Annotated in this window: 17 protein-coding genes; 9 read left to right on the top strand and 8 right to left on the bottom strand. The window is 73.0% G+C overall.

Annotation, left to right across the window (positions count from 1 at the left end; genetic code table 11):
• Positions 1 to 102: 102 nt before the first annotated feature.
• The 3 genes from BGO45_RS09500 to BGO45_RS09490 are packed head-to-tail and all read left to right on the top strand — an operon-like array spanning position 103 to position 4,720.
• Positions 103 to 1,125: a 3-oxoacyl-ACP synthase III gene (locus BGO45_RS09500; RefSeq protein WP_076491006.1), complete on the top strand. Its 1,023-nt coding sequence runs from the start codon at positions 103 to 105 to the stop codon at positions 1,123 to 1,125.
• Positions 1,122 to 3,764: an alpha/beta fold hydrolase gene (locus BGO45_RS09495; RefSeq protein WP_292693362.1), complete on the top strand. Its 2,643-nt coding sequence runs from the start codon at positions 1,122 to 1,124 to the stop codon at positions 3,762 to 3,764. Before BGO45_RS09500 ends, BGO45_RS09495 begins: the two co-directional genes overlap by 4 nt.
• On the top strand, positions 3,761 to 4,720 hold the full coding sequence (locus tag BGO45_RS09490; protein WP_292693359.1) for an NAD(P)-dependent oxidoreductase: 960 nt from the start codon (positions 3,761 to 3,763) through the stop codon (positions 4,718 to 4,720). Before BGO45_RS09495 ends, BGO45_RS09490 begins: the two co-directional genes overlap by 4 nt.
• Before the next feature lie 178 nt (positions 4,721 to 4,898).
• Here the strand turns inward: BGO45_RS09490 and katG are convergent, their stop codons facing one another.
• The 3 genes from katG to BGO45_RS09475 form a co-directional block, all read right to left on the bottom strand.
• On the bottom strand, positions 4,899 to 7,157 hold the full coding sequence (katG, locus tag BGO45_RS09485) for a catalase/peroxidase HPI (RefSeq protein WP_292693357.1): 2,259 nt from the start codon (positions 7,155 to 7,157) through the stop codon (positions 4,899 to 4,901).
• Entirely contained in the window at positions 7,154 to 7,615 is a 462-nt protein-coding gene (locus BGO45_RS09480) for a Fur family transcriptional regulator (protein ID WP_292693354.1), read from the bottom strand. The genes katG and BGO45_RS09480 overlap by 4 nt, the downstream gene beginning before the upstream one ends.
• Positions 7,616 to 7,685: 70 nt before the next feature.
• A complete protein-coding gene (locus tag BGO45_RS09475) occupies positions 7,686 to 8,681 on the bottom strand; it encodes a stage II sporulation protein M (RefSeq protein ID WP_076491010.1) in 996 nt (331 codons plus the stop codon).
• Between the two features lie 16 nt (positions 8,682 to 8,697).
• Between BGO45_RS09475 and BGO45_RS09470 the strand changes: the two genes are divergently transcribed.
• Positions 8,698 to 9,531: an RDD family protein gene (locus tag BGO45_RS09470; protein ID WP_292693349.1), complete on the top strand. Its 834-nt coding sequence runs from the start codon at positions 8,698 to 8,700 to the stop codon at positions 9,529 to 9,531.
• A gap of 71 nt (positions 9,532 to 9,602) precedes the next feature.
• Here the strand turns inward: BGO45_RS09470 and BGO45_RS09465 are convergent, their stop codons facing one another.
• Positions 9,603 to 9,809, bottom strand: coding sequence for a DUF3499 family protein (locus BGO45_RS09465; protein WP_022878762.1), 207 nt, complete (start codon positions 9,807 to 9,809; stop codon positions 9,603 to 9,605).
• 102 nt (positions 9,810 to 9,911) lie between these two features.
• On the opposite strand from BGO45_RS09465, the gene BGO45_RS09460 reads away from it, so the two are divergent.
• Complete coding sequence (locus tag BGO45_RS09460) at positions 9,912 to 10,343, top strand: hypothetical protein (RefSeq protein WP_292693340.1); 432 nt, start codon at positions 9,912 to 9,914, stop codon at positions 10,341 to 10,343.
• 16 nt (positions 10,344 to 10,359) lie between these two features.
• On the opposite strand, the gene BGO45_RS09455 is transcribed toward BGO45_RS09460, so the two are convergent.
• From BGO45_RS09455 to manA, 4 genes are all read right to left on the bottom strand, one after another.
• Complete coding sequence (locus BGO45_RS09455) at positions 10,360 to 11,757, bottom strand: DUF5719 family protein (RefSeq protein WP_292693332.1); 1,398 nt, start codon at positions 11,755 to 11,757, stop codon at positions 10,360 to 10,362.
• Entirely contained in the window at positions 11,754 to 14,591 is a 2,838-nt protein-coding gene (locus BGO45_RS09450) for a glycosyl transferase (protein WP_292693329.1), read from the bottom strand. The genes BGO45_RS09455 and BGO45_RS09450 overlap by 4 nt, the downstream gene beginning before the upstream one ends.
• A 93-nt stretch (positions 14,592 to 14,684) precedes the next feature.
• Complete coding sequence (locus tag BGO45_RS09445) at positions 14,685 to 15,008, bottom strand: WhiB family transcriptional regulator (protein ID WP_076491016.1); 324 nt, start codon at positions 15,006 to 15,008, stop codon at positions 14,685 to 14,687.
• Positions 15,009 to 15,147: 139 nt separating this feature from the next.
• The gene (gene manA, locus BGO45_RS09440; RefSeq protein ID WP_292693324.1) at positions 15,148 to 16,308 is read right to left on the bottom strand and encodes a mannose-6-phosphate isomerase, class I; all 1,161 of its coding nucleotides are present in this window, start codon (positions 16,306 to 16,308) and stop codon (positions 15,148 to 15,150) included.
• Between the two features lie 63 nt (positions 16,309 to 16,371).
• On the opposite strand from manA, the gene BGO45_RS09435 reads away from it, so the two are divergent.
• The 4 genes from BGO45_RS09435 to BGO45_RS09420 are packed head-to-tail and all read left to right on the top strand — an operon-like array spanning position 16,372 to position 22,027.
• Complete coding sequence (locus BGO45_RS09435; RefSeq protein WP_292693321.1) at positions 16,372 to 17,772, top strand: O-antigen ligase; 1,401 nt, start codon at positions 16,372 to 16,374, stop codon at positions 17,770 to 17,772.
• The gene (locus BGO45_RS09430; protein ID WP_292693318.1) at positions 17,769 to 19,100 is read left to right on the top strand and encodes an O-antigen ligase; all 1,332 of its coding nucleotides are present in this window, start codon (positions 17,769 to 17,771) and stop codon (positions 19,098 to 19,100) included. The genes BGO45_RS09435 and BGO45_RS09430 overlap by 4 nt, the downstream gene beginning before the upstream one ends.
• A gap of 48 nt (positions 19,101 to 19,148) precedes the next feature.
• On the top strand, positions 19,149 to 21,059 hold the full coding sequence (locus BGO45_RS09425) for a glycosyltransferase (protein WP_292693315.1): 1,911 nt from the start codon (positions 19,149 to 19,151) through the stop codon (positions 21,057 to 21,059).
• The gene (locus tag BGO45_RS09420) at positions 21,056 to 22,027 is read left to right on the top strand and encodes a glycosyltransferase family 2 protein (RefSeq protein ID WP_292693312.1); all 972 of its coding nucleotides are present in this window, start codon (positions 21,056 to 21,058) and stop codon (positions 22,025 to 22,027) included. The genes BGO45_RS09425 and BGO45_RS09420 overlap by 4 nt, the downstream gene beginning before the upstream one ends.
• Positions 22,028 to 22,085 lie beyond the last annotated feature (58 nt).

The raw sequence follows: 22,085 nt of genomic DNA, 5'->3' as shown, positions 1-22,085 counted from the left end.
GGTCGCATACGTCGCGGCTTATCCTGGGGGGTACCCTTCCAGCCGCCGGCGTGTCCCTCCGCGCGCGGCTCGGCCGTCTACGCACAGGATGCGGGAGCTCTCTTGCCAGGAAACGCCACCACTCGCTTCGACGATGTGGCCCTCGTCTCGGTGGCCAGCGTGCTGCCCAGCCGCGTGACCACCTCCGACGACATCGAAGAGAGGCTGGCGCCCGCTCTGTCGCGGCTGAAGCTGAAGCCGGGACTCCTGCGCCGCGTGGCCGGAGTGGTGGAGCGCCGCAACTGGGCCGAGGGCGAGTCGTCCGACGAGGCGACGATCGCCGCCGGCAAGCAGGCGCTCGCCGAGGCGGGCGTCGACCCGAGCGAGGTCGGACTCATCATCAACACCTCGGTGACGCGCAAGCACCTCGAGCCCTCGGTCGCGGTGCGCCTGCACCACGGCCTCGGGCTGCCGAGCTCGGCGATCAACTTCGACGTGGCCAACGCCTGCCTCGGCTTCATCAACGGCATGAGTCTCGCGGCGGGCATGATCCAGTCGGGTCAGGTGAAGTACGCCCTCATCGTCAACGGCGAGGACGCCGACGAGATCCAGGTCAACACGATCAACCGGCTCGTGCGCGAAGACCTCGACCGCGACGCGTTCATGCAGGAGTTCGCGTCGCTGACGCTCGGCTCCGGCGCCGCGGCCGCGGTGCTCGGCCGCGCGAGCGACCACCCCGAGGGCCACCGGATCGTCGGGGGCGTCACGCGCGCCGCCACCCAGTTCTACGACCTCTGCGTCGGCAGCGTCGACGGCATGTTCACCGACGCGAAGGCGCTGCTCAAGGGCGGCCTCGACCTCGTGGTCTCGGCGTGGAAGGAAGCCCGGGAAGAGTTCTCGTGGACGGGCATGGACCGCTACATCACCCACCAGGTCTCGTCGGTGCACACCTCCGCGATCGTCCGCGCCGCGAAGCTCGACCGCGGCCGGGTCCCGGTCACCTACCCCCACCTGGGGAACGTGGGACCCGCCTCCATCCCGATCACCCTGGCCGACGAGCAGAAGACCCTGCGCCGCGGCGACCGCGTCCTGCTGATGGGAGTGGGCTCCGGGCTGAACACCGGGATGCTGGAGCTGGCCTGGTGACGATCACGGACCTGTCCGCGACCCTTCCCCCGGCGGGTCTTCCCGGTCTCGACCCCGCCCTCTCCCGCCTCGTCGAGGTCGACGGCGCCGACGCGGATGCCGGTCGCCGCCGCACATGGCACGTCCTGGACACCGGTCCCGCGCTCACCGCTCGCGGCGTCACCCCCGTCGGCACGATCGTCGCCGTCCACGGCAACCCGACCTGGTCGTACCTGTGGCGCGCGCTCGTGAACGCGTCGCTCGCCCGCGCCGTGGCGGGCGCTCCCGCGTGGCGCGTCGTCGCGGTCGACCAGCTCGAGATGGGCTTCTCCGAGCGCACCGACCTGCGCCGGACGCTGGCGCAGCGCATCACCGATCTCGGCGGCCTCGTCGACGCCCTCGGCATCCCTGATCCGATCGTGACCATCGGGCACGACTGGGGCGGGCCGGTCTCGCTCGGATGGGCCGTGCAGAACCGCGAGCGGCTCGCCGCCGTCATCGCGTTGAACACCGCGGTGCATCACGCCGAGGACGCGCCGCTGCCGTTCCCCCTGCGCGTGGCGACCGCGCGCGGCGTGCTCGCCGCGGGCACGACCGGGACGACCGCGTTCCTCGACACGACCCTGGCCCTCGCCGACCTCGACCCGGCGGTACGCGCGGCGTTCCGCACGCCGTACGCCACGGCCGCGCGCCGCCGCGGGATCGGCGGGTTCGTCGCCGACATCCCCGCCACCGCCGCGGACGAGAGCACCCCGGCGCTGCGCGCGCTCTCCGCGGGCCTCCGCGAGCTCGAGGTCCCGGCCCTGCTGCTGCGCGGCCCGAAGGACCCCGTGTTCCTCGAGGCGCATCTCGACGACCTCGTCGACCGACTGCCGCACGCCGACGTCCACCGCTACGAGGGCGCCGGTCACCTGATGGCCGAGGAGCGTCCGTACGCCGAGGCGGTGCTCGACTGGCTCGCCGCGCAGAGCGCTCCGGATGCCGGCACGCCCGCGCCCGCGGACGACACCCCCGCCCCCGCTCCCCTGTGGGCGGCCCTCGACGCGCGCCGCGCGGACGACGACGTCGCGGTCATCGACATGGCCACGGGTTCCGCCGGGACCCCGCTGCGGGTGAGCTGGCGGCAGCTCGCCGAACGGGTCGACGAGCTCGCCGCGGGCCTGGACGCCCTCGGCATCCGCGCGGGCGACCGCGTCTCCCTCCTCGTCCCCCCGGGTCCCACGCTCACCGCGGTGCTGTACGCGTGCCTGCGCATCGGCGCCGTGGTCGTCGTGGCCGACCGGGGGCTCGGCATCCGGGGTCTCTCCCGCGCCGTCCGCGGGACCGTGCCCGACGTCGTCATCGGCGAGGTCGCCGGGCTCGCCGCCGCGCGCGCTCTCGGCTGGCCGGGCCGTCGGGTGTCGACCGCGGCTCTCCCCGCCGCCGCGATGCGCGCCCTCGGGGTCGACGCGAGCCTCGCCGACATCGCCCGGGCGGGGCGCGGCCGGACGCTGCCCGTCCCTCCGGACGCGGACGCGGACGCCGCGGTCCTCTTCACCTCCGGCTCGACGGGACCGGCGAAGGGCGTCGTCTACACGCACCGCCAGCTCTCGTCGCTGCGGGACGCCCTCGCCGAGCACTTCGACGTCGGTCCGGACACGGGGCTCGTCACGGGTTTCGCGCCCTTCGCTCTGCTGGGTCCCGCGCTCGGCACGCGCTCGGCCACCCCCGACATGGATGTGTCCGCACCGCGCACGCTCACGGCGTCCGCCGTGGCCGCGGCGGTGCGCGCGTCGGATGCGGGGATCGTCTTCCTCTCGCCCGCCGCCGTCCGCAATGTCGTCGCGACCGCCGGCGAGCTGGCGTCCGACGATCGCGCGGCGCTCGACCGCGTCCGCACTTTCCTCTCGACCGGAGCGCCGGTGGGCACCGCCCTGCTGCAGCGAGCGCAGCAGCTCATGCCGAACGCGACGGCGCACACGCCATACGGCATGACCGAGTGCCTCCTCGTCGCGGACGTCACACTGCCCGAGATCGAGAAGGCCGACGCCTCCGGCGATCGCGGCGTCTGTGTGGGGGCGCCCATCGGCCGCGGACGGGTGCGCATCGCGCCGCTCGACGCGGACGGCCGCGCCACCGGCATCCCCACGACCGACGCCGGAGTCACGGGCGAGGTCGTGATCAGCGCGCCGCACCTCAAGCGCGGCTACTTCCGACTTCACCTCACCGACCGCGAGGCGACGCGCGACCTGGGCGATCTCCGCGGCCGCTGGCACCGCACCGGCGACGTGGGGCATCTCGACGCCGACGGACGCCTGTGGATCGAGGGGCGGCTCCCCCACGTCATCACGACAGCCGAAGGTCCGGTCACGCCGGTCGGCATCGAGCAGGACGTCGAGGCGGTTCCCGGCGTGGTGCGCGCGGCGGCCGTCGGCGTGGGACCGGTCGGGCGGCAGGTCATCGCGGTGGTGGTCGAACGCGATCCGGGAGTACGGCGCGCGGGCGTGGCATCCGCGGGTCTGACCGAGGTCGTGCGCGCGGCGACGGCTTCGCCGATCGCGGCCGTGCTCGTGGTGCCGGCGCTCCCGACCGACATCCGACACAACTCCAAGATCGACCGCTCGCGCCTCGCGGCCTGGGCCGGGCGGGTGCTCGCGGGCGAGCGGCCGACGGCGCCGTGAAGGTCCTCGCCACCGGGGCGTCCGGCTTCCTCGGGCGCGCGGTCGTCCGGGCGCTGCAAGACGCCGGCCACGACGTCAGAACGCTGCAGCGGCGACCGTCCGGCGTGCCCGGTGCGGACGACCGCCTCGGATCGGTGACCGACCCGGATGCCACGGCTGCCGCCGTCGAGGGCGTCGACGCGATCGTGCATCTGGCGGCGAAGGTGTCGCTCGCGGGCGACCCGGGCGAGTTCCGCGCCGTCAACGTCGAGGGCACCCGGACGCTGCTCGATGCCGCCGCCGCGGCGGGGGTCACGCGGACCGTGCACGTGTCGTCTCCGTCGGTCGCGCACGCCGGGCATGCCCTGGCCGGGGTCGGGGCCGAGCCCGCCGATCCCGTCGGCGCCCGCGGCGAGTACGCCCGCACCAAGGCGGAGGCCGAGCTCCTCGCCCTCTCCCGCGCCGGGGAGTCGGCATCCCTCGTCGCGATCCGCCCGCATCTCGTGTGGGGCCCCGGCGACACGCAGCTCATCGCCCGCGTGGTGGACCGCGCGCGCCGAGGGCGGTTGCCGCTGCTCAACGGCGGCACGGCGCTGATCGACTCGACGTACGTCGACAACGCGGCATCCGGGATCGTGGCCGCGCTGGAGCGCGTCGACGACGTCAGCGGCCGCGCCTATGTGCTCACGAACGGCGAACCGCGCCCCGTGGGCGACCTGCTCGCCGGGATCTGCCGCGCGTCGGGCGTACGACCGCCGCGGTTCAGCGTCCCCGCCGGCGTGGCGCGCGCTGCCGGAGGACTCGTCGAGCGGGTCTGGGCCGTCCGTCCGGGCGCCGACGAACCGCCCATGACCCGCTTCCTCGCCGAGCAGCTCTCCACCGCGCACTGGTTCGATCAGACCGAGATCCGCCGCGACCTGCGTTGGACGCCCGCCGTCTCGCTCGACGAGGGCCTCCGCCGCCTCTCCCGCGCCTGAGCCCGGCACCCCGGCTCCCCGGCGCCGGCCCTGCGGCGCGCCGCACCGCCCCTGCTGCGCGCCGCACCGCCCCTGCTGCGCGCCGCAGCGCGCAGCAGGGGCGGCATCGCGCACACGCGGCGCCGAACACGGCAGAAGGCCCGCCCCGCGGGGGGACGGGCCTTCGGGATGCCAGGGCTCAGACCAGATCGAACCGGTCCAGCTCGGTCACCTTGCGCCATGCGGCGACGAAGTCGTGCACGAACTTCTCCTTCGCGTCGTCCGAGGCGTAGACCTCGGCGAGCGCGCGGAGCTCCGAGTTCGAGCCGAACACCAGGTCGACACGGGTACCGATGCCGACCTTCTCGCCCGATCCGTCCTTGGTGCCCTCGAACGCGTGCTTGCCGGCGTCCAGCGGCTTCCACGTCGTGCCGAGGTCGAGGAGGTTCACGAACACGTCGTTGGTGAGCGCGCCCGGAGTCGCGGTGAACACGCCCCAGTCCGAGCCGTCCCAGTTCGCGCCGATCGCGCGGAGACCGCCGACGAGCACCGTCGTCTCGGGCGCCGTGAGCGTGAGCAGGTTGGCCTTGTCGAGCAGCAGGTACTCGGCGGGCAGCCGCGACTCGCGCGAGGCGTAGTTGCGGAAGCCGTCGGCCGCCGGCTCGAGCCACCGGAACGAGTCGACGTCGGTCTGCTCCTGCGTCGCGTCGGTGCGGCCCGGGGTGAAGGGCACCTCGACCTCGACACCGCCCGCGCGGGCGGCCTGCTCGACACCGGCGTTGCCGGCCAGCACGATGAGGTCGGCGATCGAGACCTTCTTGCCGTCCGCCGCCTGCGCGTCGAACTCGGCCTTGATGTTCTCGAGGACCGAGAGCACGGATGCCAGCTGCTCGGGGTTGTTGACCGTCCAGCTCTTCTGCGGCTCGAGGCGGATCCGCGCGCCGTTGACACCGCCGCGCTTGTCGCTGCCGCGGAAGGTCGACGCCGCGGCCCACGTCGTGGTCACGAGCTGCTGCACCGAGAGTCCGCTGTCGAGGATCTGCTGCTTCAGCGCCGCGGCGTCGGCCGCGTCGATGAGCGGGTGGTCGACGGCGGGCACGGGGTCCTGCCAGTCGAGCACCTCGGCGGGCACCTCGGGGCCCAGGTACCGGGCACGCGGGCCCATGTCGCGGTGGGTCAGCTTGAACCACGCGCGGGCGAAGGCATCCTGGAAGGCCGCGGGGTCTTCGGCGAAGCGGCGCGAGATCTTCTCGTACGCCGGGTCGACGCGGAGGGCGAGGTCGCTCGTCAGCATGCGCGGCTCGCGGCGCCCCTCGGAGTGGGCGAGCGGAACCATGTCGGCGCCGGCGCCGTTCTTCGGACGCCACTGGTGGGCGCCGGCCGGGCTCTGGAACAGCTCCCACTCGTAGGCGAACAGGATGTGGAAGAACTCGTTGTCCCAGCGGGTGGGGTGGTAGGTCCACGTCACCTCGAGGCCGCTCGAGATCGTGTCGTCGCCCTTGCCGGAGCCGAAGTCGCTCTTCCAGCCGAAGCCCTGGTCCTCGATGTCGCCGGCCTCGGGGTTGGGACCCACGTGGCTGTCGGACGCGGCCCCGTGGGTCTTGCCGAAGGTGTGTCCACCGGCGATCAGCGCGACCGTCTCCTCGTCGTTCATGGCCATGCGGCCGAACGTCTCGCGGATGTCGTGCGCCGACAGCTGCGGGTCGGGGTTGCCGTTCGGGCCCTCGGGGTTGACGTAGATGAGGCCCATCTGCACGGCCGCGAGCGGCTTCTCGAGATCGCGCGTGCCGGTGTAGCGCTCGTCGCCGAGCCAGGTGGTCTCGGGGCCCCAGTACACGTCGTCGTCGGGCTCCCACACGTCGGCGCGCCCACCGGCGAAGCCGAACGTCGGGAAGCCCATGTCCTCCAGCGCGACGTTGCCGGCGAGGATCATGAGGTCGGCCCACGAGATCGCCTGGCCGTACTTCTTCTTGATGGGCCACAGCAGACGTCGGGCCTTGTCGAGGTTGACGTTGTCGGGCCAGCTGTTCAGCGGCGCGAACCGCTGCATGCCGGCGCCCGCACCGCCGCGGCCGTCGGTCACGCGGTACGTGCCCGCGCTGTGCCACGCCATGCGGATGATGAGGGGGCCGTAGTGGCCGAAGTCCGCGGGCCACCAGTCCTGCGAGGTGGTGAGCGCCTCCTGGATGTCCTTCTTCACGGCATCCAGGTCGAGGGTCTCGAACGCGGCGCGGTAGTCGAAGTCGCCGCCCAGCGGGTCGCGCTTCTCGTTGTTCTTCGCGAGGATCTTCACGTTCAGACTGTCGGGCCACCACACGCGGTTGGCCGACCCGCGGGTCGGGTGGGGCAGGGCGCCGGCCGGCTCGCTGTCGGCGGGTGCTTCGCCCACCGGCAGTCGGTTGTCGTCGGGGGCGGCACCATCGTGGAAGACGGGGCACCCGTTCAGAGCGTCGCTCATCGGGATCCTCTCGGTTTTTCGGCTTCGGACGTCGCTCGACAATCGGGGCAGACGCCCCAGAACGTCACCTCGGCGGTCTCGATGAGGAAACCGCTGCCCTCGGGCACGTGCAGGCAGGGGGCCTCGCCCACGACGCAGTCCACGTCGTCCACCCGGCCGCAGCCGGTGCACACGACGTGGTGGTGGTTGTCCCCGACCCGCAGCTCGAACATGCCGGGGTGCCCGGCCGGCTCGATGCGGCGAGCCAACCCCGCGTCGGCGAGATCGCCGAGGGCGTTGTACACCGACTGCATGCTGGTGCCCGGGAGCGTCCCCCGGATGGCGTCGAAGACGTCGTCGGCGGTGGCGTGCGGTCCGGAGCGCAGCGCTCCCAGCACCGCCACACGGGTCGCGGTGACCCGCAGCCCCGCGCCGCGCAGGAGCGCGTCCGCGGTGACATCCGTCCGATCGTCGAGCATGGTTCCACCCTACGTATTTTTGAGTGAATCAAAAATGACGCGCCGGGGAACGTCCGGAATCGCGGATGCCTCAGCCCGACGTCAACGTCGGAGTGCCGGCCTCGTACTCGGTGACGTCACCGGTCTCGCCCGAGCGGAACGCCCGACGCCCCCACACGAGCATGTACGCGAGGAAGAGGCCGAGGGCCGCCGCGCCGATCGCGATCTTCACCTGCCACGGCAGCGTCGAGGGCGTCACGAAGCCCTCCACCAGACCCGAGAGCCCGAGCGCGAACACGAGGCCCACCGCGACCGTCGCGAGCGATCGCCCCTCCGCCGCGAGGGCCGCGGATCGCGTCCGGCGGCCCGGCGCGACCCACGCCCAGAAGATGTGGAGCCCGGCCGCGCCGGCGACGAAGATCGCCGTGAGCTCGAGCAGACCGTGCGGGAGGATGAACTGGAAGAACACGTCGGCGCGGTCGAACGCGACCATGATGGCCGCCGAGGAGCCCACGCCGACGGCGTTCTGCATCAGGACCATCAGCGGCCAGAAGCCCGTGACGCCGAACAGCACGCACTGCGCCGCGATCCACGCGTTGTTCGTCCACACCGTTCCGGCGAAGATCGCGTTCGGGTTCTCGCGGTAGTACTGCACGAACTGCTCGTCGGCGTAGTTCTGCAGCTCGCTGCGCGCGCCGAGAGCCGCGACGGCGCGGGGATCCGACGAGATCCACACCGCGACGAGCGTGGCCACCACGACGAAGGCCACCGCGACGGCCAGCGTCGTCCACCGGACGCGGTACAGCGCGGCGGGCAGCTGCTGCAGGAAGAACCGGGGCGCCTGGCGGAGCACGTTCTCGCGGACCCCGGTGAGCCGCAGCCGGGTGCGGGCGAGGAGGATCGACACGTGGTCGCCCTGGGGCGTCCGTCCGGCGGAGGTCTTGATGTCGGCGAGGTCCGCCGAGGCCGCGCGATAGCGGGTGACGAGCTCGTCGACCTCCGGGCCGCTCAGCCGCCGCGTGCGCCCCAGCTCGTCGAGCCGCGCCCATTCCTGCCGACGGGCCGCCGTGAGGGCGTCGAGGTCCATGTGGTCAACTGTACGCATGGCCTCCCCCGCGCCCCTCCCCGCGACCCGGATCTCGCGCGCGCACCTCGACGCCGACGAGACGCTCACCGGAGAGGCCGTCGCGCTGGATGTTCAGCCGCTCGGCTTCTTCCTCCGGGCGGTGGGATGCCTCATCGACATGGTCGCGGGGATCGCCCTGCTGATCGGGGGCTCGCTGTTCCTCTCCGTGCTCGTGGCGGGGGGCACGATCCCCGACTCCGCCTTCCGCATCGGACTGATCACCCTCCTCGTCGTCGTGATGGTCGTGGTCCCGACGGCCGTCGAGACCCTCTCGCGCGGGCGCAGCCTCGGCCGCTGGGCGGTCGGCGGTCGCGTCGTCCGCGTCGACGGCGGAGCGGCCGGGTTCCGGCAGGCGTTCATCCGCGCGCTCGTGGGCGTGCTGGAGCTGTGGTTCACGCTCGGCGGCATCGCCGCGATCGTCGGGATGTTCACCCCGCGCGCCCAGCGCCTGGGCGACCTGTTGGCGGGGACGGCGTGCGAACGCACCCGCGCCCGTCCACTGCCCGCGGCGGCGCCCGGCGTGCCGCCGGGAATGGAGGGCTGGGCCGCGGTCGCCGACGTCTCCCGTCTGCCCGACCGCCTCGCCGCGCGCATGGCGCAGTTCGTCCGCGGCGCCGAGGCCCTCGAGCCGACCGCGCGGGCACGCGTCGCGGCGGGTCTCGCCGAAGCGGTGACGCCCTACGTCGCGCCGATCCCCGCCGCCGACCCGGAGACGTTCGTGCGGGCGGCGGCCGCGGTGCGCCGCGAGCGCGAGTACCGCGCTCTGGTGCTCGAGAACGAGCGCGCGGCATCCCTCACCGAACGCGCGTGAGTCGCCGGGATCCGTCGCCTCGCGACGGGATCAGGCGACGAATCGTGGGCGACTCGCGCCTCCCGGCGGGGTCAGGCGCGCAGCGTCTCGTGCCGCACGACGACCCATCCGCGCGGGACCGACAGGCGGTCGGCGTGCAGCGCGCACAGGTCATGGGCGTGCGGGTCGCCCGCACGGCCGAGGGGTCCGAGGGCGGCCATCTGGTCGCCGTAGTCGTAGGTGAGGGTGCTCATCGCCTCGCGGGCGCATCCCACCTTCGAGCAGAGTCTGTCGCGCATCGCCGGTCAGCCTAGGCCGACGCCCGCCCGGGCCGGCGACGCCGCGCCGCGGCACGGCCGAGCGCGGCCGACCCGTCGCCACGCCGAACGTAGGATGGGCGCATGCGTCGTCGAACCCGTGAGGCCCGTCCGGTCGCGCGCCCCTCGCGCCACGGCCGTCACGGTCGGGAGAACCGCAGCCCCGTCGTCCGGCCGCCGCTGCCTCCGCTGGACACCCGCATCGAGCGCTTCGACATCGCGGTGAGCACGGCCGCCGAATTCCTGCGCTCCGCGTGGAGCGACCTGCGCGATGTGTCCTTCGAGATCGGCATCATGCCGCCCGCCGCCACCGGCGCGATCCCGCGGTGGCAGGTGCTGCGCGAGCAGAAACGCATCATCCTCTACCGGGTGCCGATCGAGCGTCTCGGACATCCCCACATCGACGACGATCTGCACCGCCGCATGATGATCGAGGGCGCCGTGTTCCGCGCGGCCGCCGAGTATCTCGATCGCGATCCGTGGGACCTCGGGCCCGAGCGCTTCCGCTTCTTCTGAGCCCGGCGGCCCCGGGTCAGGGCAGGACCGTCAAGGCCCCCGCGGCCGCGTCGGCCGGCCACAGCGGATATCCGGCGAGCGCACCCGGTGCCGCGTAGGACACCGCGGCGTGGACCGGACGGTCCGGGCTGAGCTCGTAGACCCCCGCGCCCACCGGCACCGTCGCGGATCCGCCCGCCGGCACCGTCACGGTCACCGGGGCGCCGCCGGCTGGGGGCGTCAGCGTGACCGAGGCGGGTCCTCGCGCGGCATCCGTCGCGACGACGAGCGCAGCGCCCGCCCCCGGCGCGACCGCCACGAGACCGGATGACCCGAAGCTCGGGGCGGGTGCATACCAGGCGAAGTCGGCGCCCGCCCCGAAACCGGTCGTCGACCACACGCCCCCGACGACCGGCTGGGCGGCGTCGATCGAGACGGTGTACGCGCCGGGTGCCAGGCTCGAGAGGTCGAGGGACGTGGGGGTCCCGGCGGGGAGGTCGAGGGTACGCGGATTCTCCGCGGGCGTGCCGCTGCCCACCGGGGTGATCGTCACGGTCGCCGACGTGGCGGACCCGGGCGCGAGGAGCCGCAGCACCGTCCCGGCGTCCCCGGCCGATGCCGTCACGACCTGGACGCCGGGGATCACGAGCGACGTGGACGCCTGGGCGAGCGGAGCGGCCTGATCGCTCCCCCCGGGGAGCAGCACGCGTGTGAGGCCCGCCTGCAGCGACGCCCGCACCGGCGCCCCCGTGGCGACGACGCGGACCACCGGGCTCTCCTCGCCCAGAAGGAGGCCCGCGAGGGGGATCACGCGCTGACCGCCGGCGGGAACCACGATCCCCGCACCGGATGCCGGGGCGGATACGCCCTGCGCGCCGTACACGGTCAGCTGCACGGTGGCGGCGACGTCGCCCGGGTTGCCGAGGACCACGAGGTCGTTCGCGCCGGTCGTGCTCGCACCGGCGACGAGCCACGACTCCGCGAGCGGCGGCCGGCAGGCCGAAGCGCTGAAGCCGATGAGGTCGGGCGACGCGACCGTCGCCGAGCCCGCTGCGGCGTACGCCGTCGCGGTGCGGTCGCGCGGCGGAGCACGGAACACCGTGGCATCCCCCGATCCGTCCGCGGTCGCTCCCGAGAGGGCGGAGGTCTCCGCCGCGGAGGTGTCCGGACCCGACACGGTGGTCTGCGGGGCGGCGACGCTGACCGCGCCGGCCGACTCGGCCGTGCGCCCGAGCGCGAACACCGGGCCGTCGCACGCGAGCACGGTGTCCGACGGGGCGGGCGTGACCTCCACGCGGACCGGATCGGCGACGAGACCCGGCCACGGCGCGGCGATCCCGGCGATCGTCCCGACGACGACCGCCGCGGCCACGGCGCCCCCCACGAGGACGCGGGCGCCGGTGGTGGCCGCACGAACCAGACGACGATCGCTCATCGGGTACCTCCCCGGACGAAGCCGACGGTGCGCGGGGTGCGACGCGCGACGCGACGCGACGCGGCGGTCGGGACGGCGAGGAGCGCGGCGACGACGAGCACGCCGATCCACCCTGCCGCGACGAGCTGCTGCAGTCGGGCCTGGGTGCCGTCGAGCGCGGCGCGGGGCTGCACGCCGGCGGTGACCCGCCACAGGTCGCCGCGCGCCGTGGCTCCCACCGCGTCGAGCGAGTCGCGCTGGTCGAGCGATGTCGCCGCCGTCAGGCGGGCTCCGCGGATCACGTCGTCCTCCCCTCCCGGCCCGGGTTCGAGCAGGACGAAACCGATGCCGCGTGCCGCCAGGGCGCCCACCGCATCCTCGGAGGAGGGCGTGACGAGGTCGGCGGCGAGGGATGCCAACTCCTGATCGGCGGGGCGCGCCTCGGTGCGCGTGGCATCCAGGGTGCTCTGCCCGCCGAGCGTGGCGCTGCCTCCCCAGACGACGTCGACGCGCAGGCCGTCCGCGCGGGGGTCCAGCACGATCGTCCCCACGGACGTCGACCCCCGACCCTCCGCGGCGACGAAGGCGGGGAGCGTCGATGCGGGGCCGTTGGTCAGCACGGCGCGCGGAACGTCGGACGTCATGGCGGTCAGCGACGGTGCGACGGCGACGGTCAATGCGACGAGGGTCACCAGGGCGCCGATGGGGCGGAGCACTCGGACGCGCGCGGTGACGCCCGCGTCCAGCGCGACGACAGCCGCCCCGACCACACCGAGCCAGGCCAGACTCAAACCCGAGCCGGGCCAGAGCGGGATGGGCGTCGCGTGATCGAACGACACGGCCACACCGACGGCCGCGAACGCCGTGGCCAGGCCCGTCGCGGCGATGAGGAGCAGCCCGGCGGCGGTCAGCCACCGCGGTGTGAGGGCCGCCAGCAGCGCCAGGACCGCGAGCGGCGCGGCGAGCAGCACGATCCACCACACCGGACCTCCGGTGAGGGCCGTCCATCCTCCCGGGTCGGAGGTGGGGAACCCGGCCGCGAGCAGCAGACGACCGAGTGGGTCGGCGGTGGCCTCGTCCCCCGCGAACGGGACGCCCGGGTCGGCGAGCAGCCCCCACGGGTTGCCGAGCCGCACCTGCGTCCAGACGAGCGGCGCGAACACCACGATCGACGGCACCACGAGCCACACCACCCGGGCGATGCCCCGGGGCGCGACCAGCGCGACGACCACGAGCGCGGCCGACCACAGCACCGCGACCGCCGGGGCGAGCGACGGGGCGCATGCGAGGACGGCCACGAGAAGAATGGATGCCGCCCCGGCGGGCGCCCACGACCGGTGGGCCACGCTCGCGGCGAAGAAGAGCCACGGCAGCAGCAGGTGGAGCAGGAGCGCCGCCGGGCGCCCTTCGACCAGGGCGGCGAGGAAGGCGGGGGCGAGCGCCCAGGCGATCGCCGCGGTGATGCGCAGCAGCGACGATTCGGTGACGCGCGTCGCCGCGAACCAGCCGCCCAGGACGGCGAGCGGGAGGGCGAGGATCCACAGCACGACGAGCGCGCGGGAGGGCTCCGCGGGAGACAGCGATCCGATGAGGGCGAGCAGTGCGGAGAAGGGATCGGCGGGGCCCACGACGTCGAGGCCCAGCGGGCGTGCGCCCCACGCGGCGTCCTGCCAGAGCCCCGCGACGGTCGCGCGCAGCGGGGCCAGCCCCCCGCCACCGAGGACGGGCCACGCGAGCAGAGGGGCGAAGAGCAGTGCGGAGACGGCCAGCGCGCCGAGGACCACCCACGCACCGCCGCCGACGAAGAAGCGCAGCTCCGACCGCACCGGGGCGTCGCTCTCGGCGGCGTCGCCGTCCCATCGCAGCCGCATCTCCGACCGCGAGACGCGGAGGGGGGCGATGCGGGACCATCCCACCGTGCGGGCGGTCCGGATGCGGCGCCGCGCGCGGGCGACCGCGGCCATCCGCGCCATCACCAGGAGCGTCGCACCCCACTCGGGGAGGACCTTGTGCGGGACCTTGCCCACCAGGTGGACGACGCTGCGCCACAGCGCGAGCGGCAGGAACGAGAGCCAGTGCAGCACGACGGCGGGCGCGGGGGCGTACGCCAGACGGCGGTGCAGCTGGGCGGTGCGCTCGGCGAACGCCCGGCGCCGCGCGCGCTTGCGCCCGCGCGCCATGGCGGCGACGCCGTCTCCGGCGACGGCGACGCGCGCCGCGGGGACGAGCGAGACACGGTCGGCGGCGAGCCGGGCACGCACGGCGAGGTCGAGTCCCTCGTCGGCGCCCCCGAGCGCGGCGTCGAGCCCGCCGAGCGCGCGCCACGACTCCCGGTGCACGAGCATTCCGCGCACGTCCGCCCCCAGCACGTCCGCGTCGCCGTCGCGCTGGCCCTGGTCCAGTTCGCCGGCGGCGAGCTCGACCGTGCGGCCGTACCTCGTCATGCTGACCCCGAGCGAGACGATCTCGGCCGGGTCGTCCCAGGCGACGAGCTTGGGCGCCGCCACTGCGAGCGAGGACGAGAGTTCGAGCGCACCGGCGAGCCGGAGGAGCGCGTCGGGGTCGGGAGCGGTGTCCTGGGCGAGGAGCCAGACCGCATCCCCCGTCAACCGCGGGGTCGCGAGGGCGGTCGCGGCCGCGAAGGTCGTTCCCGCGGAAGCCGTGATGACGCCCTCGGCACCGGAGGCGGCGGCGATGCGGGTCAGGGCGGGGTCGTTCCCGCACAGCACGATCGTGAGCGCGTCCACGGGGCGCGTCTGAGCGGCCAGCGCCTCGAGGGTACGCGTGAGGTGGGGGGCTGCGGGGATGCGTCCTTCGGGGCGGACCACGAGGACGGCGTGTACACGGGCGGGCATGGCGTGGTCAGCCTAGGCGGGGTGCTCCGGGTTGTCGTACGCCGCGCCGGTTCGCGACGGATCCCTCAGGAACCGCAGCGCGGGCGCCGGGCCTCAGGCGCGACGCTTCAGCTTGCGACGTTCGCGTTCGCTCAGACCGCCCCAGATGCCGAAACGCTCGTCGTTCTGCAGGGCGTACTCGAGGCACTCGGACTTCACGTCGCAGGAGGTGCAGATGCGCTTGGCATCCCGCGTCGATCCGCCCTTCTCCGGGAAGAAGGCTTCGGGATCGGTCTGCGAGCACAGCGCGTCGGTCTGCCACGCGAGGGTGTTCTCCTCAGGGGCGTCGATGTCGCGACGGACGCCCGGGACCCCCAGGTCGACCGGGTCGACGAACCAGTTCTCCGGGACACCGGACCGGTACTGCGATGTCGCCATCTCGTCCTCCCCCTCGTTCGATCCCCTGACGCTGGCGCGTACGAGTAATTACACCCGTGTCATTCCGATTGGTCAAGTCGCGGATCGTAAACCCTCAAGGGCGAGGTGAACCTTCACGACGCACCGTCGGCGTGTCGCGTCACTCCCCGGGCATCGCGACGAAGAGCTCGCCACCCTCGACCGACAACGGCGACTCGTCGGGGGTGATGACCGCCGCGCGCCCCGGGGTCAGTGCGATGCTCGTCCCCGAGGCACCCGTGACGACAGCCTCCCCCGCGACCGCCAGGGCGATCGAGACGCCGGCGAGCTCCACGGCCCCCGCGGCGTCGCCGGGCACGTGGGCGAGGGAGAAGTCCGGGATGCCGGGGGCGAAGAGCTCCGCCCCCGCCTCGCCCCGGCGGGGGGCGAGCACGGGCGGAGCCGCGGGGCGGAAGTCGACGAGCGCGAGAAGCTCCGGCACGTCGATGTGCTTCGTGGTCAGACCGCCCCGCAACACGTTGTCGCTGGCCGCCATGATCTCCACGCCGAGCCCCGCGACATAGGCGTGCAAGACGCCGGCCGGGACGAAGATCGCCTCGCCGCGCCGCAGCTCGACGAGGTTCATCAGAAGCGCGACGACGATGCCCGGGTCACCGGGGTAGGCGGCCTCGAGCGTGCGCGTCAGACGGAGCTCGCCCGCGAACTCCTCGGACCGGGCGGATGCCGCGGCGCCGACGATCTGCTCGATCGAGGCGGCGTCGGCCTCGTCGAGCACCCACGCGATCGCCGCCCGGAGAGCTGCGGCCGGGTCATCGGCATCCAACAACCCCCCGAGGGTCCGCACGCCCTCGCCCGTGCCGAGCGCGGCGATCAGACGACGCGTCGCCTCGATGTCGCGCAGTCCCGCGAGCGCGGTGAACGTGTCGCTCAGAGCGACGATGACCTCGGGTTTGTGATTGTCGTCCTTGTAGTTGCGGTGGCCGGCGTCGCGCGGCACGCCCGCGGCCTCTTCGCGAGCGAAGCCCCGGGCCGCCTGGTCCTTCGACGGATGCACCTGGATCGACAGCGGTCCCCCCGCGGCCAGCAGCTTCAGCAGATACGGCAGACGAGCGGGGACGCCCGAGTCGTCCGCGTGCGCGCCCAGCCAGGCATCCAGTGTCCGGTCGGAACCGTCGTGCACGAGCGCCGGGGACCCCGGGTGGTCCCCGAACCACACTTCGGCCTCCGGGGAGCCCGACGGCGTCCGCCCCTCGAGGCCGGCGATGAGCGTGGAGCTGCCCCAGGCGTAGTCGCGGGGGGTGTTCGAGATCTCGATCAGCACGGGCGTCAGCCTAGCGGCGACGCCCTCGGCTCCCGTGCGCGCGGGCGGTAGCCTGAGGGCACGATGGCGATGTACACCAGTCACCCGGTCTCGGCGCTGCCGACCCCTCCCCCGCGGGAGACCACCGGGCACCTCCTCCTCCGCGCCTGGTGCGTCTTCGTGCTGTTCCTCGCCCTGGGCGGCGTCGGCGTGATCAACGCCGTCGGCTCCACGGTCACGGGCATCCTCGCGGTCGCCTCCGCGCTGGTGTCGACCGTCGTCTGGATCGTCGTCCGCCCTCCGGTCGCGGTGCGGCGTCTGCCGTTCCTGGCGTTCGGCTACGTCGCGTGGGCGGGACTGTCGATCCTGTGGAGCGCCTGGCCCGCGGCATCCGTGCTCACCTGGCTGCTGCTGGCGGTGACCACCTTCCAGGGGCTGTTCATCGGCGCCGTGCTGACCTGGCGCGACGTCGTGGGTGCCGTCGCCTCGGCCGCCAAGTGGGTCGTGGGGCTGTCGCTGCTGTTCGAGCTCGCCGTCTCGATCTTCGTCCGGGGTCCGATCCTGCCCGGCTTCCAGTCGCCCTCCGGCCGGATGGATCCCATCGTCTACTGGTCCCGCGACAACCTCTTCGACGGGGGTCGCATCCAGGGCATCTTCGGCAACGCCAACCTGCTGGGTGCGGCGATGCTCCTCGCGATCATCGTGTTCGCCATCCGCTACGCCGCGCGGGCCCCGCGCCGCTCGCTGCTCTGGGGCTGGATCGCGGTCGCCGCCTTCCTCTTCATCCGGGCCGGCTCCGCCACCACCGTGATCGCCGCGGCGTTCGTCGTGCTCGTGCTCGCAACGGTGCTGGTCATGCGCACGGCGGGTCGTCCGGGCGAGCGCACCCGCTGGTACGTGCTGTACGCGATCGTGGGACTCGGCGGCGGAGCCGCACTGTGGTTCGGCCGCGACGGCGTGTTCGGCGCGCTCGGCCGCGACGCCGATCTCACCGGGCGTGAGGGGATCTGGGCCGACGTGCTGGCGCGGGCCGATCAGCATCCGTTCCTCGGGTGGGGGTTCTCCACGCCCTGGATCTCGTCCGAGCCGCTCATCGACGGATGGATCGTGGATCACGGGCAGACCGTGATCCAGGCCCACAGCATGTGGCTCGACGCCTACTTCCAGCTCGGCGGGGTCGGCGTCGTGCTGCTCGCCCTGGTGTTCCTCGCCTACGTGTGGCGATCGTGGTTCTTCGCCGTGGACCGCCCGCGATGGGACCTGCGCGCCGACCGGCCGTACTCCCCCCTCACGCTGCTCCCGACGCTGGTGGGAGCCCTCCTGGTCGTGCAGGGCCTCACCGAGTCGACTCCCCTCCTGCTGTGGGGTTGGATGCTGGTGGTGCTCTTCGGGTCGAAGATCAAGCAGTCTCCCCTGCTGGGGGTCGGCCCGGCCGAACAGAGCATCGCCATCGAACGCGGCGAGTTCCAGAGATCGGGGTCGTGAGCGACGCACCGCCCGCGATGCGGCCGGACCCGCGGACCCTCCTGGCCTCGGCGGAACTCGCGCGGGCATTCGCGCTCGCGGTGTTCGTCGCGACGTTCGGCGGATCGGCGATCCGCGGCGCCGCGGGGGACGTCACGTACGCCACGATCCTCACCGGCCTCTGCCTCCTCGGCGGGGCGATGCTCGTCGCCCGGCGGCGCGAGGTCGAGATCCTGCACCTGGCGCCGACGACCCTCGTGCTGTTCGTCGTGTGGGCCGGCGCGAGCATCCTGTGGAGCACGGACGCGCTCCGCAGTGGCACCGGGTGGGCTTCCCTCCTCGGCGTCTCGTTCCTCGGCATCGTCGTCGGGCACGTGCGCGACGCGCATCAGAGCGTGCGCGCACTGGGGGACGTCCTGCGCTGGCTGTTGGCGGCTTCCCTGGTTCTCGAGATCCTCAGCGGCATCCTGTGGGACACTCCCATCCCTTTCCTCGGCATCCGTGGCGACATCGCGCGACTCGGCCCCGTGCAGGGTCTCTTCGGCAGCCGCAACGATCTGGGCGTCGTGACGGTCGTCGCCCTGCTGACGTTCCTGGTGGAATGGCGCACCCGCTCCGTCCGGCCCGCGACCGCGGCGGCCTCGGTGATCCTCGCGGCGCTGCTGGCCGTGCTGAGCGGCTCGCCGACCGTCCTGATCGTCGCGGTGGTGACGGCGCTCGCGGCCGCGGCGCTCGCCCTCGTGCGGGCGCTCCCCCCGCGCCGACGCCGGGCGGCCCAGGTCGGGCTCGGACTGTCGGTCGCCGTCCTCTCGGCCGTCGCCTGGGCGCAGCGCCTCGCGATCGCCGCCGCGCTCGACGGCCGCGCCGAACTGACGCTGCGCACCGACCTGTGGGGCGAGATCCTCCGACTTTCCGACGATCGGCCCGTCATGGGATTCGGGTGGTTCGGCCCCTGGGATCCCGCCGAGGCACCCTTCAGCACGCCCAACTTCACCCTCGGCCAGCAACACGCCTCGGCGTTGAACGCCCCTCTCGACGTCCTCCTGCAGCTCGGGTGGGTGGGCCTCGTGGTCTTCCTCTCCCTCTGCGCCCTCGCTATCGCGCGAAGCTGGCTCGTCGCCGGCGAGCGCCGCTCTGTCGTTCACACCTGGGCCCCGTTGACGCTCGTGGTCCTGCTGACGGTGTCCCTGTTCGAGAGTTCGGTGCTGTCGGGGCCGGGCCTGCTGCTCCTCGTCCTGTGCGCGGTCCGCGCCGGCCAGTCGCGCTCCTGGCGCGAGCGCCTGGAGCGTCGCTCCGAGCCCTTCGGCGGCCCGGCGTCCACTCAGGGCGGGCGCGAGAGCGGCGGGTAGACTGCGGGCTGGCCGCGACGGCCTGCGCCTCCGACGAAAGATCCCTTCGTGACGTACACCCTGCAGAACGCGGTGCTCCCGCTCGACCGCGATCCGGACCTCCTCCCCCTGTATGTCGATCCCGAGACCTGGTCCACGATCGACGAGGAGCCGGTGCGGGTCACCAACGTCGCGCAGCTCAGCAACATCCTCGATCGCCACCGCGCCCGCATCGTCGCCGGTCGCCGCGTGTCTTTCGGGACGTACTTCAACGCGTTCCCGGCGTCGTACTGGCAGCACTGGACCGCCGTGCGCGAGGTGCGGCTGACCGTTCGCACGTCCGGGGATGCCACGATCCTGGTGTACCGCTCGAACGGAGCGGGCACGAAGCAGCGGATCGAGACCCGCGAGGTCCGCGGCGACGCCGCGACGTCGTTCGACCTCGTGCTCGACCAGTACAGCGACGGCGGGTGGATCTGGTTCGACGTCGCCGCCGACCGCACGGACGCGATGTTCGAGGGCGCCGACTGGACCACCGAGCAGGAGCCGGTGCGCGCGGGCAAGGCCAGCATCGGGATCACGACCTACAACAAGCCCGACTACTGCGTCACGACGCTGACCGCCCTCGCGGACGCCCCCGATGTGCTCGATGTCGTGGACCGCGTGTTCCTCATCGACCAGGGCACCGACCTCGTGGCCGACCAGACCGCGTTCCCGGCGGTCGCCGAGCGCCTGGGCGAGACCCTGCAGATCGTGCGACAGCCCAATCTCGGCGGCTCCGGCGGCTTCGCCCGCGCGATGGTCGAGACCCTCGCTCGCCCCGAGAGCGACTTCGTCCAGCTCCTCGACGACGACGTGCGCATCGAGCCCGAGTCGATCCGCCGTTCGGTGGTCTTCGGACGCTACGCGTCGGTCCCGACGATCGTCGGCGCCCACATGTTCGACCTGCTCGACCGCCCCAAGCTCCACGCGTGGGCCGAGGTCGTCGACGACGCCCCGTTCATGTGGCGTGCGCTGTTCCAGGAGCGTCTCCCCCACGACTTCAGCGTCGCGAACCTCCGCCAGACGCCGATGCTCCACATGCGGCTCGACGCCGACTACAACGGCTGGTGGATGTGCCTGATCCCCACCAGCATCCTGCGCGAGATCGGCCTGTCGCTCCCGGCGTTCATCAAGTGGGACGACGCGGAGTTCTGCGTCCGGGCCCGGGATGCCGGCTACCCGACCGTGTCGATGCCCGGTGTCGCGCTGTGGCACGTCTCGTGGGTCGGCAAGGACGATTCGATCGACTGGCAGGCCTACTTCCACGCCCGCAACCGGATCGTCGCGGCGCTGCTGCACTCGCAGTCACCGCTCGGGGGCACCCTGATCCGCCACAGCCGCCGGGTCGACCTGAAGCACCTGATGATGATGCAGTACTACCCCGTCGAGCTGCGTCACCGGGCGCTGCGCGACATCCTGTCCGGCCCCGCGCACATGCGCCAGACGTTGGATCGGGCGATGCCCGAGGCGCGCCTGATCGCCCAGAAGCACCCCGAGACCCGCATCCACAAGGACTCCGGGGTGCCGTTGCGGTCCCGCCGCGGCCGGCAGGTCTTCAAGCGACTCAAGAAGAACGAGTTCGACAGCCCGACGGGTATCGCGCTGCGCACCTTCACCGTCCGCACCTTGATCTCGCACTGGTTCCACTCCCCGCGTCCCGAGAACGTCGCCCAGCCCGAGGTGGAGTTCGGCAAGGGCGACGCGCACTGGTGGCGCGTGCCGCTGTACGACAGTGCCCTCGTGAGCGCCGCCGACGGATCGGGCAAGAACATCTACACCCGCGACCGCGCGCAGTTCCGACGGATGCTGCTCGACAGTGTGCGTCTGCACCGCCGGCTCCAGCGCGAGTGGCCGCGGCTCGCTCGCCAGTACCGGGACGCCCTGCCCGACCTCGTGTCCGAGAGCCAGTGGCGCGCGACGTTCGAGGAGCAGGCGTGAGCACGGCATCCTTCGACCCGGCGTCCGCGACCATCGTCGTCGTCACCTACAACCGCACCCCGTTGCTTACGCGTCTGCTCGAGAGCATCGAGCGGATGTCACCGGCACCGGGGCACCTCGTGATCGTCGACAACGCGTCGACGGATGACACGACCGAGGTGGTCGAGTCGTTCCGCGATCGCCTCCCCACCGAGCTCGTCTACCGCCGGCTCGAGACGAACACCGGCGGCTCCGGCGGCTTCAGCGAAGGCATGCGGGTGGCCTACGAGCTGGGTTCCGAGTGGATCTGGCTCATGGACGACGACGTCGAGGTCGTCACCGACGGCCTCGCCCGCATGGGGGCGTGGGCGCCGCGGTTCCGCAGCATCCAGGGACGCCGCTACGACTACGACGGCAGCGAGTTCTACTGGCAGTACCGCGTGGCCGAATCGATGGCGATCCCGATCCCGTTCGCGCCCGCGAGCTTCGACGAGTCGGGGTTCAAACCGATGAACTCCGGATGCTTCGAGGGCATGTTCATCCACCGCGACGTCGTGGCGAAGATCGGCCTGCCCGACCCGCGCTTCTTCATCTACTGGGACGACCAGCTGTACGGGTGGCTCGCCTCCCGGGTGACCGACTCGGTGATCGTGAACGAGTTCGTCCTGCGCCGTACCCGCGAGATCAAGCAGTGGGACATGGGCATCCGGCATATGAACGCCTCGAGCGACGCCTACCGGTTCTACATCATGCGCAACCGGGCCTACCTCGCGAAGTACTACCGCGAGCTGGGCGTCTACCGTCCGCTCCTCTTCTCCGCCGGCACCGCGCTGACGTTCGTGAAGGAACTCATCCGACTGGTCGTGGTCGAGCGGAAGCTGCGTGGCACCAGCCACTTGTTCCGTGGGCTGCGCGAAGGCCGGAAGATCTCACGCGACGCGTCCTGGCGTCCGATGCCGCCGCTGGAGCCCGCTCAGCCCGTCGCGTAGCGCGACCGCCGACGGGGCGAAATGCACACTTCAGCGCGGATTCATGGGCGAATTGATC

The organism is Microbacterium sp. 71-36 (genome assembly GCF_001898305.1).
In the GTDB taxonomy this organism is placed as follows: Bacteria; Actinomycetota; Actinomycetes; order Actinomycetales; family Microbacteriaceae; genus Microbacterium.
This window is presented reverse-complemented; position numbering and strand designations above follow the sequence as displayed.